The following is a 14941-nucleotide window of genomic DNA, read 5'->3' as shown; positions in this document are numbered from 1 at the left end:
GTCGGCTCCGGCGCTCGTGACGAAGCTGGCAAGCTGGTCCCGCTGGACGTCAAGGCCGGCGACCGCATCCTGTTCGGCAAGTGGTCGGGCACCGAAGTCAAGCTCAATGGCGAAGACCTTCTGATCATGAAGGAATCCGACATCATGGGCATCATCGGCTCATATCAGGCCTTTCCCCGTCAACTGAATTCCCGGGCTCGATCAAAGCCCCTGCCAGGAGCTAAAAATGGCTGCCAAAGACGTAAAATTCTCCCGCGATGCCCGCGAGCGCATGCTGCGCGGCGTCAACATCCTCGCTGACGCGGTGAAGGTCACGCTCGGCCCCAAGGGCCGCAACGTGGTCATCGACAAGTCGTTCGGCGCCCCGCGCATCACCAAGGACGGCGTCACCGTCGCCAAGGAAATCGAGCTTGAAGACAAGTTCGAGAACATGGGCGCACAGATGGTCCGCGAAGTTGCTTCGAAGACCAACGACATCGCCGGCGACGGCACCACGACCGCGACCGTTCTGGCGCAGTCGATCGTCCAGGAAGGCCACAAGGCCGTTGCCGCCGGCATGAACCCGATGGACCTGAAGCGCGGCATCGACCTCGCGGTAACCGACGTCGTTGCGACGCTGATCAAGAACGCCAAGAAGATCAAGACCTCGGAAGAGGTTGCCCAGGTCGGCACCATCGCCGGCAACGGCGATGCTTCGGTCGGCTCGATGATCGCCGAAGCGATGCAGAAGGTCGGCAATGAGGGCGTCATCACGGTCGAGGAAGCCAAGACTGCTGAGACCGAACTCGAAGTCGTCGAAGGCATGCAGTTCGACCGCGGCTACCTCTCGCCCTACTTCGTCACCAACGCCGACAAGATGGTTGCGGATCTGGAAGACGCTTACATCCTTCTCCACGAGAAGAAGCTCTCCAACCTGCAGGCCATGCTGCCGATCCTCGAGGCTGTCGTGCAGACCTCGAAGCCGCTGGTCATCATCTCGGAAGACGTCGAAGGCGAGGCTCTGGCCACGCTAGTCGTCAACAAGCTACGTGGCGGCCTGAAGATCGCCGCCGTCAAGGCGCCGGGCTTCGGTGATCGCCGCAAGGCCATGCTGGAAGACATCGCCATCCTCACCGGTGGCCAGGTCATCTCGGAAGACCTCGGCATCAAGCTTGAGAACGTCGGCCTCAACATGCTCGGCCGCGCCAAGAAGGTGTCGATCTCCAAGGAGAACACCACCATCGTCGACGGCGCCGGCAAGAAGGCCGAGATCCAGGGCCGCGTTGCCCAGATCAAGCAGCAGATCGAAGAGACCACTTCGGACTACGACAAGGAGAAGCTGCAGGAACGTCTGGCGAAGCTCGCCGGCGGCGTTGCCGTCATCCGCGTCGGCGGTGCGACCGAGATCGAAGTCAAGGAAAAGAAGGACCGCGTCGATGACGCCCTCAACGCGACCCGCGCGGCCGTCGAAGAAGGCATCGTTGCTGGCGGCGGCGTAGCCCTGCTGCGCGCTTCGGCCAACATCAAGGCCACCGGCGTCAACGCCGACCAGGCCGCCGGCATCAACATCGTTCGTCGTGCGCTGCAGGCTCCGGCCCGCCAGATCGCGGCCAACGCCGGTGCGGAAGCATCGATCGTTGCCGGCAAGATCCTTGAGAACAAGGGCGCGACCTTCGGCTACAACGCCCAGACCGGCGAATATGGCGACATGATCGCCATGGGTATCGTCGATCCGGTCAAGGTTGTCCGTACGGCTCTCCAGGACGCGGCCTCGGTCGCCGGCCTGCTGGTCACCACTGAAGCCATGATCGCGGAGGCTCCGAAGAAGGAGTCGGCTGGCGGCGGCGGCATGCCTGGCGGCATGGGTGGCGGCGGCATGGGCGGCATGGGCGGTATGGATTTCTAATCCAGCTCTGGCAGCTTTCGCAACGAGAGGGCGGCATCAATGCCGCCCTCTTTTTTTGCGAACCTCGGTCCGATGAACGATCGACGCCAACGCCGGCCATCGGCGTTAGGGCAACCTCAAAAGAACTGTCGAGTTGGTTGCGCGCGGCTTTGCGTCATCAGAGGCGCAAGGCGGTCGCGTGTGAGGATTGCGCGGTCCCATAGGCGGTTTTGGCATGTGCCTCACCTTCGACATCGACATTGCGGCCAAGCAGGAAATCGGCGGCTTTCGAGGCATGGCTTGCGGCGCGGAAGATGGCGCGGTTGTCCTCGCGCAAAACCGTCAGCCATGAGCCGATGTAGTCCGCATGGCGCACGGTCGGCTCGATGCCGAGACTGCTGCAGATGAAGGCTGATGCGATTTCGGCGACGAGTTCCTCGCGCGCATAGGTGTTGGACCCGAAGGAGCCGGATAGGTCGCGCGCGAGTCGCCTCGGGTGGCCGGTCCAGTGGCCAAGCTCGTGAAAGCAGGTCCGGTAATAGTCGATCTGGTGGAAGAAAGCCCGCTGCGGCGGCACCTGTATGGTGTCGCTGCCGGGCATGTAGAAGGCGCGCTCGCCGCCGATGCGAAAATCAGCGCCGGTTGCATGAATGAGCGCCTCGGCGTGCGGGACCATCTCGCGCTCAGGCAGAGGCTCGCCGGCGTCGTAAAGATGTTCGGGCAGATTATCGCACTGCGCGACATTGAAGACGGTGAAGCGCTTCAGGAAGGGCACCGCCTGCGGTTCGTCGCCATCGGTGTCGGCGCGTTGCTTTTCGTTCTTGGGAACAAAGCGGTCAGCGTGAACGATGGTGGTGCCGTGCTCGCCCTTTCTGACATTGCCGCCAAGCGAAAGCGCCTGCCGGAAGGTGAGCCAGTTCTGGCTGGGGAAACCGCGCTCGATGACCGCGCCCCACAGGATCAGGATATTGATGCCGGAATATCGGCGCTGGGTGGCCGCATTCCGCGGCAGGCCGAGGCCTGTCCTTGCCCTGCCCCACGGCTTGACCCATGGCACGGTGCCGCGCTCCAGTTCGGCAATGATGCGGTCGGTGATTTCCTGATAAAGGCTGGCGCCGGTGCGCCCGCCACTGTCTGCGCCAGCCTGTCGGCTGCCGCAACGTTTGTTGTTTGCACGCATCGTGATGTCCTCCGCTCTACAATCGCGCGCCCTCCCCGGAAGCGGGGTGGGCGGCAAAAGCGACCGGAAAGGCCCGCCGTCGGAGGCGGACTGCATCAGCAGGACCGGAACGGAGTGGAGGACCCGAAAGCGACAAGCGAAGGGTTGCGGGACGCCGCGGCGGGCCTAGAAGGGAGTGCTGCCCACCCTGCGCCAGGGGGAAGGCCACAATAGAAAGACGCCGGCCGACAGGCCGGCGACCGTCAGCAGCCGAAGGCTGCCCCGCGCCAGGGGGCGATGCCGCAGGGCCAAGACCGCCTGAGCTTGCCGAAGAAAAGCGGGCTCGGTTCACGAGCACCCGGCCAGCGACTTCAGGCGCGGGCGCTCAGGATTGTTGTTGGCGCCCACGGCAGCTGGATGACCGCAACAAGATTACGAGGAGCGACAGCAAAGCCAGCTGCCACAAACGGCACGCTCCGGCAACAACAGCGTGGCCGGTCTACAGATGCTGCCCCGCACGAGAGCCAGCACGCTTTGAGCGCGCATCGGCGATGCAAGCGTTGCAAGCTGGCCATGTCCACAAGGTCGGCGACCACTATATCGCCGACCACCAACGCGGGCGTACCGTCTAAGTGCAGACCTTTCGCGAGTGCGCGGACGCGCGCATTTCATCTGCGATGGCCGGATCTTGCATTCCCGCTTGAGCTGCTCAACGTCAAGGCCTACACGCGCTGCGATCTTGAGAGTGACCCTTCAACTGGGGGAAATCATAAGGGCGCGGTGGAATTCGTCGAACTTTCCCTGTTTTCTCGAGGCGAGTGCGGCAAAGGCTGGGAATTGGGAATCCGGTCCCAGGACCGGGAACTGTTTGATCACAAGCTTCAGATTGGGTTCATGCTTGAGGCTTTTTGGTAGTTGATATCAGCCAGTCTGCAATGCGGACAGTTGTGGTAGTCATTGAATATGACCAGAACGGCATCGCCTTGCGGGTTGCCGGCGATTGGCGAAGAAGATCGTTGTCGAATGCGCCGCTCCACTTTTGCCTGCGGTCGACCACGCCTGCCGGTGCAGGTTCGCGCTATATTGGCTCGCCAGCAAGGCGAGGAGTAAAAGAAGAGCTGCGACAGTGATGGCAGTCGGCTTAGACATGAGTCTCCAATCCATGGACGGCGTGGCAGCAACGGCCCGCCTTTTTGGTGTAAAATGGGTCGGTTTTGATCGTGCCCCGCAGTTGCTACAGGCGCACAGGTGCCGGTGCGATCTGGCGGTTTCTCAAATACGGCTTTGCGCCATCGGGTCCACCCCAATAGTTGAGCGTCGTTCGCACGGGGAATTGTGTTCACCACGCCGGGCGACTTGACCGTCCACCGCCAGAGCGCTGAACGGTCCGCTAGTGAGGCGCTCCCCGAATCGTCGTTTATCCCGCTCGCCCCGGACCGGGTGACAGCCAGCGTTGCCGCTACGCTGCGGAGAAAAACCGTCAGCGCGTGGCATTCGGACATAAGCTGATCAACGCCAAGAATAAGCCCCACGGAGGTGACCGGTGCGGCCGGAACAAGAAAGAGCGTTGCAGCCATTGTGACGAGGCCTGCACCGGTAATGCGGGTTGTTCCGTTCGAAGGGAACAATGCGACAAACAGCATGAGGATCCGGCAGCCGATCGGGAGATCAGTTTTCGTCGCTTGGGCGATGAAAAGGGCGGCGAGCATCATATTCGTGCCGTCCAGATTGAATGGAATGAGACCCACGACCGAATGCGTGGCGCCGGCCTTTTCCATCTTCTCCATGAGCGAGGCCAGCGCGGCCTCTGAGGAGGACATTGCGAGCAGCAGCTCGTCCTTGATGTATCGGACGAGAGAGAAGAGCGAGCGGCCGTTGTAGCGGCAGACCGCGCCGAACAGGACCGAGAGGAACAGGACCGAGAGGAACAAGACTTGCAGGATGTCGCCTTCCGCGAAGGCACTGGCAATCGTTGACGGGATGATGTTCATCAGGAAGCTGGTCACGGACTGCTCGTGAGCCGTGGCCACATAGCCCTTAACGGCTTCGACATCGAGCGAGGCCGGATCGATGTTGAGGCCGGCGCCAGGCTGAACGATATTCGTGACAATCAGCCCGACAACAAAAGCGAGCGTCGAGAAGGTGAGAAAATAGACCATCGCCTTGGCGGCAACTCGGCCGACCTTCTGCAGATCGCTCATGCCGGCAATGCCGGTCGCTATTGTCAGGAAGATGACAGGTACGGTGATTATCTTGACGACCTCGACGAAGGCATCGCCGAGCGGCTTCAGGCTGTGGCCGGTCTCCAAATGGAAATAGCCGATTGCGGCACCCAGGATTATGGCGGCAAGTACCTGCACGTAGGTCCGGGCAAAATGGCGCTTGCGGGGCGCTGCGATCGCGCGGGGAACTCTTGGAACCAACACCGTCTCTCTCCTTGACCGGATCGGGGTGGGGCTCCTCCCTCTCCCATGCAGTGCTCCGGTCGAACGCTGCGCCCACTTCGGCGCAAACGATGTGCCAAATAGCAAAGAGGGGAAAACGCGCAGGACCTCACGCAATGCTTGCGATTCGCTCTCCCACACTCGTGCAGTGGTTGCCTGTCGCAACTATGGAAGGCTAAATTCTTGGGAATTCCAAAGGTCGCTCTTTGCGTCGGCGCAGCTTGGCTGCCTGGAAGGTTCCCTCTTTGCCTTGCGGTCTGCGAGCAGGGTCCAGATGGTCATCATTTGGCTGCGCGCCGCACGGGGCTCGAAAGATTCAATCGAGGACGGGTCCTCTTGGAAAACGGGGGCAGCGTTGGTCAAGCCCTTCCACCCTGCTGTCCCAATGGTGTTCAGAAGCTCAGTTCACGATCAAGCGATGGATCAGCGTCATCTGGCGTTTGCGCCATCGCGGCGGCGTTGCAACGGGTCTGCCAAAGATGAGAAGGCCGCGAGGCAGGGTCCGAGACCTAGACTCCAACCTCATAGCGCGCTCGGCTCGCGTTCGGAAGGTTCGAACCGCAGCACGATCAGGTGGCGACACCGTTGGTCGGAACCGGAACCCGACGAATGATCGTTCGTGACCGACATCTGTGAACAAGCAGTATGTGTCATTGCAATCACCACCCGTTGCGCGGAAATGCCCATATGGCCGTGAATGAACTGGATTTGGTGATTTTCCAGATGGCGGTGGAAAGCGTCCGCTTGCTCTCTTCAAGCTTTGATGAGAAGGCGGCTGAGATAGCCACGAGGAGCCGTGGTAGCCTTCTTTTTGACGTGCGGGTGGACGGTGACCTGGAGGTCCAGCGAGTCGCAGCCATTGGATATCCAGGCGACAAGATCGGTGTGGTGGCATTGGACCGAGAGGGCCTTGTTAGCTGTTGTTGCCTTGTCAATGGCACCTTCTCACCTTTCATTGCACCGTTGGAGAACTGGACCAGCATGCCCCTTTCGATGCAGGCCCAGATCGATGTCACAGGCTATGCGAGGCTCCTTCTGGCCGCCTTGCGAAATGCTGGACATATGCTGGACAGGTAGCATCGCGATGATGTCTGTGATGAGATGGTGCAAACGGCTGGATGAGGCGATCGCTTGCTGGCAGCTTTGGCAACAAAGCGATCGGTGAGTTCGCAATGCTGGAACACGTCCTATAGACTCTGCAGTTAAGTTAGCGGACTACGATCTGACGAATGCCCTCTGACAGTCTGCATGGCGCGGCATGCCCTCTTAGGAATGCAGCCGTGGTTCTACACGATCGGCTGTTTTTGTGTCGAAGGCGACGGGCACGCCATGAACGAAGGAAGCGGCCGCCAACAGTTCCTCCAACTCGCGGTCGGTGGCCTTGCATGCCGGCATTAGTGTTCGGATGGCGCGGATCGCCTGCGCCATGGAGAGAAGCGGACCCTTCCCCTGGAAAGGACATAGGCTTCTGCGGCTTTTTCGACGGTGACAGTGTGAAACGAATTGGTCATGACGAATTCCTCCCTGAACCCTGACCAACCCGACTTATGGCACGAATTCGACCGCCTTCAAGCCTATGTCCGATTGCGGACAATCGCTGCGATTCGTTCAAAACCGCTGATGCTTTTGGGCGACCTGGTGAGGGGCAAGGAGACGTCGGCTGAACCCGTTTCAACCGACATGCTTCAGGCAGCGGCCAGGCCGAAATAACGCTGCTCCTCCTTGTCATAAGCGCCATGTGTGAGCTTTATCAATCCGGCACGGTCGATGATCGTGATCTCGCCGCGCTTGGCGTGCACCAGTCCTCGATACTCAAGCATTTGCAGGGCCGTGGTGACCCCGGGCGGTGGGCGCGAGCATGGTCGCCAGAAATTCATGCGTCGGGAGGATCTTATCTCCTTCCGCACGGTCGTGGACCATCAAGCTGCCAGCGGGCCAGCCGTTCTTCGATCTTGGAGTGGCCATTGACCAGTGCCGTCCGGCATGATTGGACGAGGAACGCGTGGGCATAATCCAGCACTGAGGTGCGAAGCGACGGGCTAATCGCAGGGCGAAGGTTTTCAACCGGCAGGCGCCAGGTAGTGCTTTCAGAATGACGGCAATTCCTTTCATCCCGTCATCGCCGACAATGCCGACTTCACCTTGCCGCCCGCCGGTCATGGTGGCGACCACCGACGCGATGCCCCTCTCGGGAAAATATACGTTCTTGATCGGCTGATGCGCGACCTCCAACTGGTCCTTGATGCCCGGTTCGACGTGATGCAGCGATGGTCGCAAAAGCGCGAAGTCCTGCGGGGTGAGGGCTTCAGCACCTGGTCGCGAAAGAGGGATCGGGCAAGGCTCTCTTCCAACGGGGCAAGAGCGCGTACGTCTTACTGTCGGCTGCACCGAAGTAAATGCCGGCCGATGCCAAAGCATAGGCCTCGAAACGCGCGATTGCAAAGCCCTGTCGGGGCAGTGCAGTCATGCTAGAAGTCGCGCCGCCTACGATAGGCAGCGGATGACATGATTCCCTTCTGCGGCGGCCACCAAGAACGGCTCGGGCACGCTTTAATCGTTCATACACAAGCTCGCAGGAATGTAAGCAGCGGAACAATCGGGTGATTCGTACCGCCCTGCCCTTTCAGAGATCAAGTCATTGGACGTCAATTCGGCTGGAACGCCTCGTCGAACGGCCCAGGAAAATGCAGCCGGATGAGCAATGGTGGTTCACCTTATGTGCGGTCCCGGATATGCGGTCCGGCGGCTCATCTCCCAATGGCTTGTCGATGGGGAAGTGGAACTCGTCATGTCGCCGCGAACCGTCACCGCGCTAGCGGGGCTCTTTTGAAGACGCCGGTGTTTTTCTTTGTGGAACTGAATCTGTGAGGTGATTGATGCATGAATCAAACATTTGCGTATTTCCGCTGCATCGGCGACGTATATTGGTCGAAAGTATCGCCCAGGCCCTCGAGACCAAGAACGGCGAGGCGGCGAGTGCGTTCTGGCGCTGTGCTGCCAAGAAAATGCTCATTCAATTGTCCGATGTAGGAATTGCGCCAGAGCTCGCTGCGCAGGAGGTTGGAAGCCTTCTTCATGCGGTCTTGGACGACATGGCCAACCGAACGGTAATGCACAAAGCATAGGCTCGGGCGCTGTTGGACCGCGGTCAGCTCGGGTCCTTATCAGGGGACTGCTCCGACTGGCCGACGGTCCGGCCAAACCGGCATACCGGCAAAGCTTTGAGGTTGCGATCGCTCACGGCGGCCGGTCCAATATTCTAAGACGACTTCAGAAGCCACGTTGGCTTCTTTGGACGAAGCCGAGGGGCGCCATTTTGGCGTGCTCACGCTGGACTGCGGGTTGCGCCTACGGAAATCCAAAGTCCGGCCGCGCGAGCCAATCGACCGGAACAGTCGAAAGCTCGTGGGGGCGGGTCCGCTCACCCTCACGGCGGCGGTGGCGGCCGTGAGCAGACTTAACTCAAGTCACGGCTGAGCATCCGCAGGCGCTATGCCGATTGGATGAGAACTGGTTGCCACAACACCGGCCCGTTGAGGCGTCCCCTCCAGCGGATGCGCAAGAGACTGGCGTAGGAAATATCGAGGAAGCCGGCGACTGCCTCGGTGTTGCCGACCTGCTTGGGCTGTCCGATACGTGACAACGGCCAGGTCGCGAGACGAAGGATCCTTTCGATGCGCGTATCTGTCACCGTTACGATCCCGGAGAGATTGTTGGCCAAGCCGAATTCGATGATCCCCGCGAAGAGCTCGTAGGTTGCTTGGGCCAGGCCGCCAGCTGCCTTCGGCGCTGTCGCAGGGAGATCGAGCGCGAAACGACTACTCTCCCAGATATCGGCACTCGCAGGGACCACCATCTCATCCAGCAGCGTCGGAAACGTATCGCGCAACATTGTCGGTCCGGTGGTCGGCAAAAGGCGGACGCAGCCGCAAGTTCGCCAATCGGACCCCTTAAGAAGCAGGTAGACGGGGTTCAGGCTGTCAAACGGGTCCGTTTCCATTTCGCCTTCGGTCTGCACTTCCCAATCGAGCCGCTTCTTGAAAACCCGATACCTAAGTCCGTGCATTTCCTTGAGTTCGCTCGCAAACTCGGCGTAGCAGTCGGGTGTTATCAGCTGCATCATTGTCGTCTCCGTGCGGGATGTGTCCACGCAATCGAAGGGCAAAGCCGTCATGAATGCAGCCTGTAGACCTTTACAGCTAGACTTGGAGAGGATCAGGATCTCGCCCGAGCAGCCATCCGCACTACGGCCTGGTTGATGGTTCGCACGCCAAGCTTCGCCTTGGCGTTTTCCTGATGGAAGGTCACGGTGCGTTTCGAGACACCGAGAATCTGGCTGATATCCCAGGCCGACTTGCCGCACGCCGCCCATTTCAGGCACTCGAACTCCCGCCGGGTGAGCGTTATGCCATCTACCACGCAATCTTCGGCGAGCCTGCGCCGGGCATGGATATGAACGTTGATCGCAACCAGTTGCATTGCTTTTTCGTAGCGCGTCAGCGACCTCAGAAATGGCGGATGCGCCTCGTTGGAGGCGAAGGTCAGTGCGGCGAACCGGCCGCGATGATCATGCATCGACATGGTCAGTCCGCCGCGAATGCCGAACTCAGCTGCTTTTTCCAGGACTTCCTGCTGAGAGGTCGGCAAATAACGGTGATCGCGGTCCACACCCCAGTCGAAGGTATCCCAGCCCCGCAGTCCCCGCAGGATCACGGGATCCACGCTGTGGTAGCGCTGTTGCAGGTAATGTGATGTCCATGATGATGGATAATTCGAGATCAATCGCGGCCTGTCGCCGGAAGCGGATGGGTAGGTGAAATAAGCGAAGAGCGGAAAGTCGAACCCGGCTGCGGCGGACGCCATTGCCTCATGGAGATCGACGGCATCGACGCTTGCAGAGAGTTGCTCGACCAAGGTTTCAAATACGCGATGCATCTGCGCTTAGCGTACCTCGCGGAGGTTGCTGGAAGCCGACGGAGACGTGGTTCTAAATGATGGCCTGTCCCTGCAGGGCATACGACGCGCCGCCGTCATCACCGCAATTGCTGTGCTGCTTCCGATTGGAGAGAGCTCCGCCCACCTGACCAACTACCGATGGGTGATATTGCGACGTTATCGATGAGCCGCGTGTCGCCAAGCCAAGCCGCAGCAAGCAAGCGTGCCGGTCGGTCAAGGCTTGCTAACGATTGCAGGTCTGTTTCTCCGCGAAGCTCCAGGTATTCGAGCTCGCGATAGCCGGCAGCCAGAATTGCTGCACGCGCTTCATCAAGCGTAGGCAGGATGGGGGAGCCGCGTGCAAGCCGCTCGGCCGTATCGAGCAGGACCGATGCTAGTTTTGGGGCAATGGCGCGTTGGGCTGGGGAGAGCCGCACGTTACGCGACGATAGCGCAAGACCATCGGCTTCGCGGACTGTCGGACAGGGCACAATAGTGATCGGAATGTCGAGATCCCGGACCAAGCGCCTGACAAGCTGAAGTTGCTGAAAATCCTTTTCGCCAAAAAAGGCGAAGTCAGCGCCGGCCTGCAGGAAGAGCTTGGCCACGACCGTCGCCACGCCATTGAAATGGCCGGGCCGGAATGCGCCGCAAAGGCATTCGCTGATGCCGGACACTGAAACGGCCGTGGCGAAGCCCACCTGGTACATTTCCTCTGTGTCCGGCACATAGAGCAGATGCGTGCCCAGCAGAGCGAGCTTGGCAGCATCGTCGCTTTCCGTCCGAGGGTAGGCAATCAGGTCGGCGGGGCTGTTGAACTGCTTGGGGTTTACGAACAGCGTCACGATCACCCGCTCGGCCCTTTCGAGCGCCTTCCGCACGAGGCTCAGATGCCCGTCGTGCAAGGCTCCCATGGTCGGCACAATACCGATCGTGGCACCCGAGCGACGCCATTGCGCAACGACGCCGCGCAGCTCGCTCACGGTTCGAGCGATCGGCACGCTCATGTGAAGTCACCGGCCTTAAAGGCGTTGACATAGAGATGTTCGACCGCCGGAAAGTGCCGGTTCCGCACATCGGTGGCGTAAGCGGCGATTGCCGCCTCAGCCTGCTCACCGAGCTCGGCATAGCGTTTGACGAACTTCGGCCGAAATGAGGTGAAGAGCCCGAGCATATCGTGGCTCACCAGAATCTGGCCGTCGCAAGCTGGCGAGGCACCGATGCCGACTGTGGGTATGTCGATATCGGCGGTTATCTGCCGTGCAAGCTGCTCCGGTATCTTTTCCAGCACCAAGGAGAAGGCGCCCGCTTCGGTTACCGCCCTGGCGTCGCGCCTGATCCGCTCTGCATCGGCTCCCCGGCCCTGCACACGATAGCCTCCAAACGTGTTTACCGCCTGCGGCGTCAGGCCCACATGGGCCATGACAGGTACGCCGCGCGCGGTAAGGAAGCGGATGGTTTCCGAGATGGTCTCGCCGCCCTCGATCTTTACCGCTGAACAACCGGTCTCACCCATCACGCGCGCAGCGTTGCCGAAAGCGTGCTCTGGGCTTTCCTCATAGGAACCGAAGGGCAGGTCGACGACCATCAGCGCGTGTTCAAGGCCGCGGCGAACGGCCTGTCCGTGCATGATCATCATGTCGAGCGTGACCCCCAGCGTCGACGACAGGCCGTGCAGCACCATGCCGACGCTGTCGCCGACAAGAACGATGTCGCAGTGGCGATCGAGCAGCCTCGCGACCGGCGTGGTGTAGGCCGTCAAGCATACAAGTGGCGTCTGGCCTTTTCGCGATCGAATATCTGGAGGAGTCATCCCTTTTATCTGACCAGCCGCGCTCAACCGAGGCCCCTTCCCTTACGTTACCAACAGCGGGTGTCGCGTTTGGCATATTTTTGTGCGACTGCGAAGAGCTAAAAACAGCGCTTGAGTACTCCGGTGTTGACGTGCTGGCTGCCAAGGTTACATTCAATCGATTAAGGCGCTCCGTTGGGCCAACCCGCTTTCGCAAACATGGATCCTCAGACAAGAAGAACCAAGAAAGGCAAAGCCGCCGTCAAAGCTGACGAAGCCAAAGTGGACCTGACTGCCGTCGTGGTCGCCGTAAACGACAGTGAGCCCTGTGTCCTCACAGTCGGTCATGCGGACACCCTCCCTTCCGGACCTTTTGCCCTTGAGCATCGATCACTGCAGTCGGGTTTGAGGGGGTGGGTGGAGCAGCAGACCGGCCATGCACTTGGATACATCGAGCAACTCTACACCTTCGCCGATCGCGATCGCATCGGCACTGAGCGCCACCAGCGCGTCATCTCAATCAGCTATCTCGCATTGACCAGGAAGGAACAGGCAACGAACTCGGCCGCGTGCGGCTGGCAAAGTTGGTACGAATATTTTCCCTGGGAGGACCACCGCTTCGGCACGCCGCCTGTGCTGCTCGATAGATTGCGGCCCCGCCTGATTGAGTGGGCCGGCGGCGCCAGCGAGCCGACCACTCAACGCGAGCGCCGGCAGCGCGCTGCGATAGCCTTCGGCTTCGACGACCGCCATTGGAACGAGGAACTCACGCTCCAACGCTACGAGTTGCTCTATGAAGCTGCTCTGATTGAGGAGGCCGGTGGCGGCAGGGACGCGATTGCGGCCGCGGCTGGCAAACCAATGGTCGCTGACCACCGTCGTATTCTGGCAACCGGGATCGCGCGGCTGCGTTCGAAGATCAAATACCGGCCGGTCGTGTTCGAGCTTATGCGGCCTTCCTTCACGCTGCTGCAACTGCAGCGAACCGTGGAAGCTTTGGCTGGCAGGCTGATCAACAAGCCGAACTTCCGGAGATTGGTCGAGCAGCAGGAACTTGTTGAGGAGACCGGGGAGACCTCCCTCGACACGGGCGGCCGACCGGCGAAGCTTTATCGCTTCCGGCATGCCGTCCTCGACGACAGGGCTATCGCCGGGACAAAATTACCGCTGGCGCGGGCTTGACATACTTATAGTCAAGGTAGATATATTCCCTTATTGTCAAACCGAATATAATCGAGGCGCCAATGACTGGGGCGTTACCTATGGCTGCGTCCCTGTATGAGCGTGTCCGGCGGGTGATCCCACCCGTTGAATGGCCCGCGTTCGCCGGCGATATTGAAGCCATCTTAGCGCTGAAGCGTGAGCGCAATGCGGTGGTGCTGGCGCACAATTACCAGACGCCCGAAATTTTTCATTGCGTGGCAGACATCGTCGGCGACAGCCTGGCGTTGGCCCACAAGGCGGTGACGGTCGACGCCGACATCATCGTGGTTGCCGGCGTTCATTTCATGGCCGAGACGGCAAAACTGCTCAATCCGAACAAGACCGTGCTCATCCCGGATCTCCGCGCCGGCTGCTCGCTGGCCGAATCGATCACGGCAAACGACGTGCGGCTAATGCGGCTGCGGTATCCGGGGGTCCCCGTTGTTACTTACGTCAACACTTCCGCCGCCGTAAAAGCGGAGTCCGACATCTGCTGCACGTCCGGCAACGCCAAGGCGGTGGTGGAATCGCTTGGCGTGGCGCGTGTGCTGATGCTCCCGGACGAATATCTGGCGAGGAACGTGGCAGCCGATACAGACGTCGAGATCATCGCCTGGAAAGGCCATTGCGAGGTGCATGAGCGCTTCACCGCAGCAGACATCCGGGAACTGCGCGATGCCCATCCAGGCGTCATCGTGCTGGCCCATCCAGAATGCCCACCAGACGTTGTCGCGGAGGCGGAGTTCTCCGGCTCGACCGCGGCGATGTCGGATTATGTCGAGCGTGAGAAACCGACGCGTGTCGTCCTTCTGACCGAATGTTCGATGAGCGACAACGTCGCGGTCGCGCATCCCGACGTCGAGTTCGTTCGCCCATGCAATCTGTGCCCGCACATGAAACGCATCAACCTGGCCAACATTCGCGCCGCACTCGAGCAGAACCGGCATGAGGTCCGGATTGATCCCGAAATTGCCGGCCCCGCCCGCCGCGCGGTCGAGCGCATGCTTTCCCTATGAGTCTGGAGGTTCGCGACATCGCCGGGGCGCCGGTCGTCATCGGCGGCGGCATTGCCGGCCTGATGACGGCGCTTCATCTGGCGCCGGAACCGGTCGTGCTTTTGACCAACGCGCCGCTTGGAACCGGAGCCTGCAGTGAACTTGCCCAGGGCGGTCTTGCGGCAAGTCTCGGGGGCGACGACGGCCCAGATTTTCACCTTTGCGACACGATAGCTGCCGGCGACGGACTCTGCGATGAGGCCACGGTGCGGCGAGTGGTACGAGCTGCACCCGAAGCGATTAGGACGATCCAAAGGTTCGGCGTCGACTTCGACCAGCACCCTGACCGCGCGTTGCGACTTGGGCTCGAGGCGGCACACTCGCGACGGCGGATTGTGCATGCAGCCGGCGACGCCACCGGTCGCGAGTTGGTGCGCGCGCTCGTCGCCGCGGTTCGGCGTACAGCCTCGATCACCATTATCGAAAATGTGGAGGTCCGCCGGCTGGTCGTGCAGGACGGGTCGGTCATCGCCGTGGTCGCAGCAGGAC

14 protein-coding genes and 2 pseudogenes are annotated in these 14941 nt (G+C 60.7%); 7 read left to right on the top strand and 9 right to left on the bottom strand.

What is annotated here, in order from left to right; translation table 11 throughout:
- Both EN939_RS04155 and groL read left to right on the top strand, forming a co-directional pair.
- A pseudogene (locus EN939_RS04155) lies at positions 1 to 159 on the top strand (co-chaperone GroES); the annotation flags it as partial.
- Positions 160 to 226: 67 nt separating this feature from the next.
- Positions 227 to 1885 (top strand): chaperonin GroEL, encoded by a 1659-nt coding sequence (gene groL / locus EN939_RS04150; protein WP_127267034.1) that lies wholly within the window; start codon positions 227 to 229, stop codon positions 1883 to 1885.
- Between the two features lie 157 nt (positions 1886 to 2042).
- On the opposite strand, the gene EN939_RS04145 is transcribed toward groL, so the two are convergent.
- Together EN939_RS04145 and EN939_RS04140 are read right to left on the bottom strand one after the other, a co-directional pair.
- On the bottom strand, positions 2043 to 3044 hold the full coding sequence (locus EN939_RS04145; protein ID WP_127267033.1) for an ArdC family protein: 1002 nt from the start codon (positions 3042 to 3044) through the stop codon (positions 2043 to 2045).
- A 1415-nt stretch (positions 3045 to 4459) separates the two neighbouring features.
- Positions 4460 to 5449 (bottom strand): annotated as a pseudogene (locus EN939_RS04140) (cation:dicarboxylate symporter family transporter); the annotation flags it as partial.
- Between the two features lie 705 nt (positions 5450 to 6154).
- Between EN939_RS04140 and EN939_RS04135 the strand changes: the two are divergent.
- The gene (locus EN939_RS04135) at positions 6155 to 6544 is read left to right on the top strand and encodes a hypothetical protein (RefSeq protein ID WP_024505560.1); all 390 of its coding nucleotides are present in this window, start codon (positions 6155 to 6157) and stop codon (positions 6542 to 6544) included.
- 189 nt (positions 6545 to 6733) lie between these two features.
- Here the strand turns inward: EN939_RS04135 and EN939_RS38505 are convergent, their stop codons facing one another.
- The 3 genes from EN939_RS38505 to EN939_RS04125 all read right to left on the bottom strand — a co-directional run bounded on the left by EN939_RS38505 (position 6734) and on the right by EN939_RS04125 (position 7744).
- Positions 6734 to 6895 carry a hypothetical protein gene (locus EN939_RS38505; protein WP_245456760.1) on the bottom strand — a complete coding sequence of 54 codons (162 nt, stop codon included), beginning with the start codon at positions 6893 to 6895 and terminating at the stop codon, positions 6734 to 6736.
- Between the two features lie 257 nt (positions 6896 to 7152).
- The gene (locus tag EN939_RS39680) at positions 7153 to 7287 is read right to left on the bottom strand and encodes a hypothetical protein (RefSeq protein WP_256754986.1); all 135 of its coding nucleotides are present in this window, start codon (positions 7285 to 7287) and stop codon (positions 7153 to 7155) included.
- Entirely contained in the window at positions 7280 to 7744 is a 465-nt protein-coding gene (locus EN939_RS04125; RefSeq protein WP_236383474.1) for a hypothetical protein, read from the bottom strand. The genes EN939_RS39680 and EN939_RS04125 overlap by 8 nt, the downstream gene beginning before the upstream one ends.
- Positions 7745 to 8343: 599 nt before the next feature.
- On the opposite strand from EN939_RS04125, the gene EN939_RS38890 reads away from it, so the two are divergent.
- Entirely contained in the window at positions 8344 to 8592 is a 249-nt protein-coding gene (locus EN939_RS38890) for a DUF6074 family protein (RefSeq protein ID WP_063169245.1), read from the top strand.
- Positions 8593 to 8957: 365 nt separating this feature from the next.
- On the opposite strand, the gene EN939_RS04115 is transcribed toward EN939_RS38890, so the two are convergent.
- The 4 genes from EN939_RS04115 to panB all read right to left on the bottom strand — a co-directional run bounded on the left by EN939_RS04115 (position 8958) and on the right by panB (position 12242).
- Positions 8958 to 9590, bottom strand: coding sequence for an acyl-homoserine-lactone synthase (locus EN939_RS04115; RefSeq protein ID WP_126057769.1), 633 nt, complete (start codon positions 9588 to 9590; stop codon positions 8958 to 8960).
- 92 nt (positions 9591 to 9682) lie between these two features.
- Positions 9683 to 10402 (bottom strand): LuxR family transcriptional regulator, encoded by a 720-nt coding sequence (locus EN939_RS04110; protein ID WP_126057768.1) that lies wholly within the window; start codon positions 10400 to 10402, stop codon positions 9683 to 9685.
- A 98-nt stretch (positions 10403 to 10500) separates the two neighbouring features.
- Positions 10501 to 11409, bottom strand: coding sequence for a pantoate--beta-alanine ligase (gene panC, locus EN939_RS04105; RefSeq protein ID WP_024505565.1), 909 nt, complete (start codon positions 11407 to 11409; stop codon positions 10501 to 10503).
- Complete coding sequence (gene panB, locus EN939_RS04100; protein ID WP_127267032.1) at positions 11406 to 12242, bottom strand: 3-methyl-2-oxobutanoate hydroxymethyltransferase; 837 nt, start codon at positions 12240 to 12242, stop codon at positions 11406 to 11408. The genes panC and panB overlap by 4 nt, the downstream gene beginning before the upstream one ends.
- Before the next feature lie 171 nt (positions 12243 to 12413).
- Between panB and EN939_RS04095 the strand changes: the two genes are divergently transcribed.
- From EN939_RS04095 to EN939_RS04085, 3 genes are all read left to right on the top strand, one after another.
- Positions 12414 to 13376 carry an NUDIX hydrolase gene (locus EN939_RS04095; protein WP_024505567.1) on the top strand — a complete coding sequence of 321 codons (963 nt, stop codon included), beginning with the start codon at positions 12414 to 12416 and terminating at the stop codon, positions 13374 to 13376.
- Between the two features lie 62 nt (positions 13377 to 13438).
- Positions 13439 to 14413 carry a quinolinate synthase NadA gene (gene nadA / locus EN939_RS04090; protein ID WP_095486074.1) on the top strand — a complete coding sequence of 325 codons (975 nt, stop codon included), beginning with the start codon at positions 13439 to 13441 and terminating at the stop codon, positions 14411 to 14413.
- The coding region (locus EN939_RS04085; protein ID WP_127267031.1) for an FAD-dependent oxidoreductase at positions 14410 to 14941 on the top strand (532 nt) is incomplete at its 3' end. The genes nadA and EN939_RS04085, both read left to right, overlap by 4 nt.

The organism is Mesorhizobium sp. M7A.F.Ca.CA.002.05.1.1, from assembly GCF_003998335.1.
Taxonomy (GTDB): Bacteria; Pseudomonadota; Alphaproteobacteria; order Rhizobiales; family Rhizobiaceae; genus Mesorhizobium.
The sequence above is the reverse complement of the archived record's forward strand: the minus strand, read 5'-3'. Positions and strand labels throughout refer to the sequence as shown.

Bases quoted from the DNA above. Each gene is read 5' to 3' on its own strand.
- groL (WP_127267034.1), top strand. From the start codon at position 227: ATGGCTGCCAAAGACGTAAAATTCTCCCGCGATGCCCGCGAGCGCATG.
- EN939_RS04145 (WP_127267033.1), bottom strand. From the start codon at position 3,044: ATGCGTGCAAACAACAAACGTTGCGGCAGCCGACAGGCTGGCGCAGAC.
- EN939_RS04135 (WP_024505560.1), top strand. From the start codon at position 6,155: ATGGCCGTGAATGAACTGGATTTGGTGATTTTCCAGATGGCGGTGGAA.
- EN939_RS38505 (WP_245456760.1), bottom strand. From the start codon at position 6,895: ATGGCGCAGGCGATCCGCGCCATCCGAACACTAATGCCGGCATGCAAG.
- EN939_RS39680 (WP_256754986.1), bottom strand. From the start codon at position 7,287: ATGCTTGAGTATCGAGGACTGGTGCACGCCAAGCGCGGCGAGATCACG.
- EN939_RS38890 (WP_063169245.1), top strand. From the start codon at position 8,344: ATGCATGAATCAAACATTTGCGTATTTCCGCTGCATCGGCGACGTATA.
- EN939_RS04115 (WP_126057769.1), bottom strand. From the start codon at position 9,590: ATGATGCAGCTGATAACACCCGACTGCTACGCCGAGTTTGCGAGCGAA.
- EN939_RS04110 (WP_126057768.1), bottom strand. From the start codon at position 10,402: ATGCATCGCGTATTTGAAACCTTGGTCGAGCAACTCTCTGCAAGCGTC.
- panC (WP_024505565.1), bottom strand. From the start codon at position 11,409: ATGAGCGTGCCGATCGCTCGAACCGTGAGCGAGCTGCGCGGCGTCGTT.
- EN939_RS04095 (WP_024505567.1), top strand. From the start codon at position 12,414: ATGGATCCTCAGACAAGAAGAACCAAGAAAGGCAAAGCCGCCGTCAAA.
- nadA (WP_095486074.1), top strand. From the start codon at position 13,439: ATGACTGGGGCGTTACCTATGGCTGCGTCCCTGTATGAGCGTGTCCGG.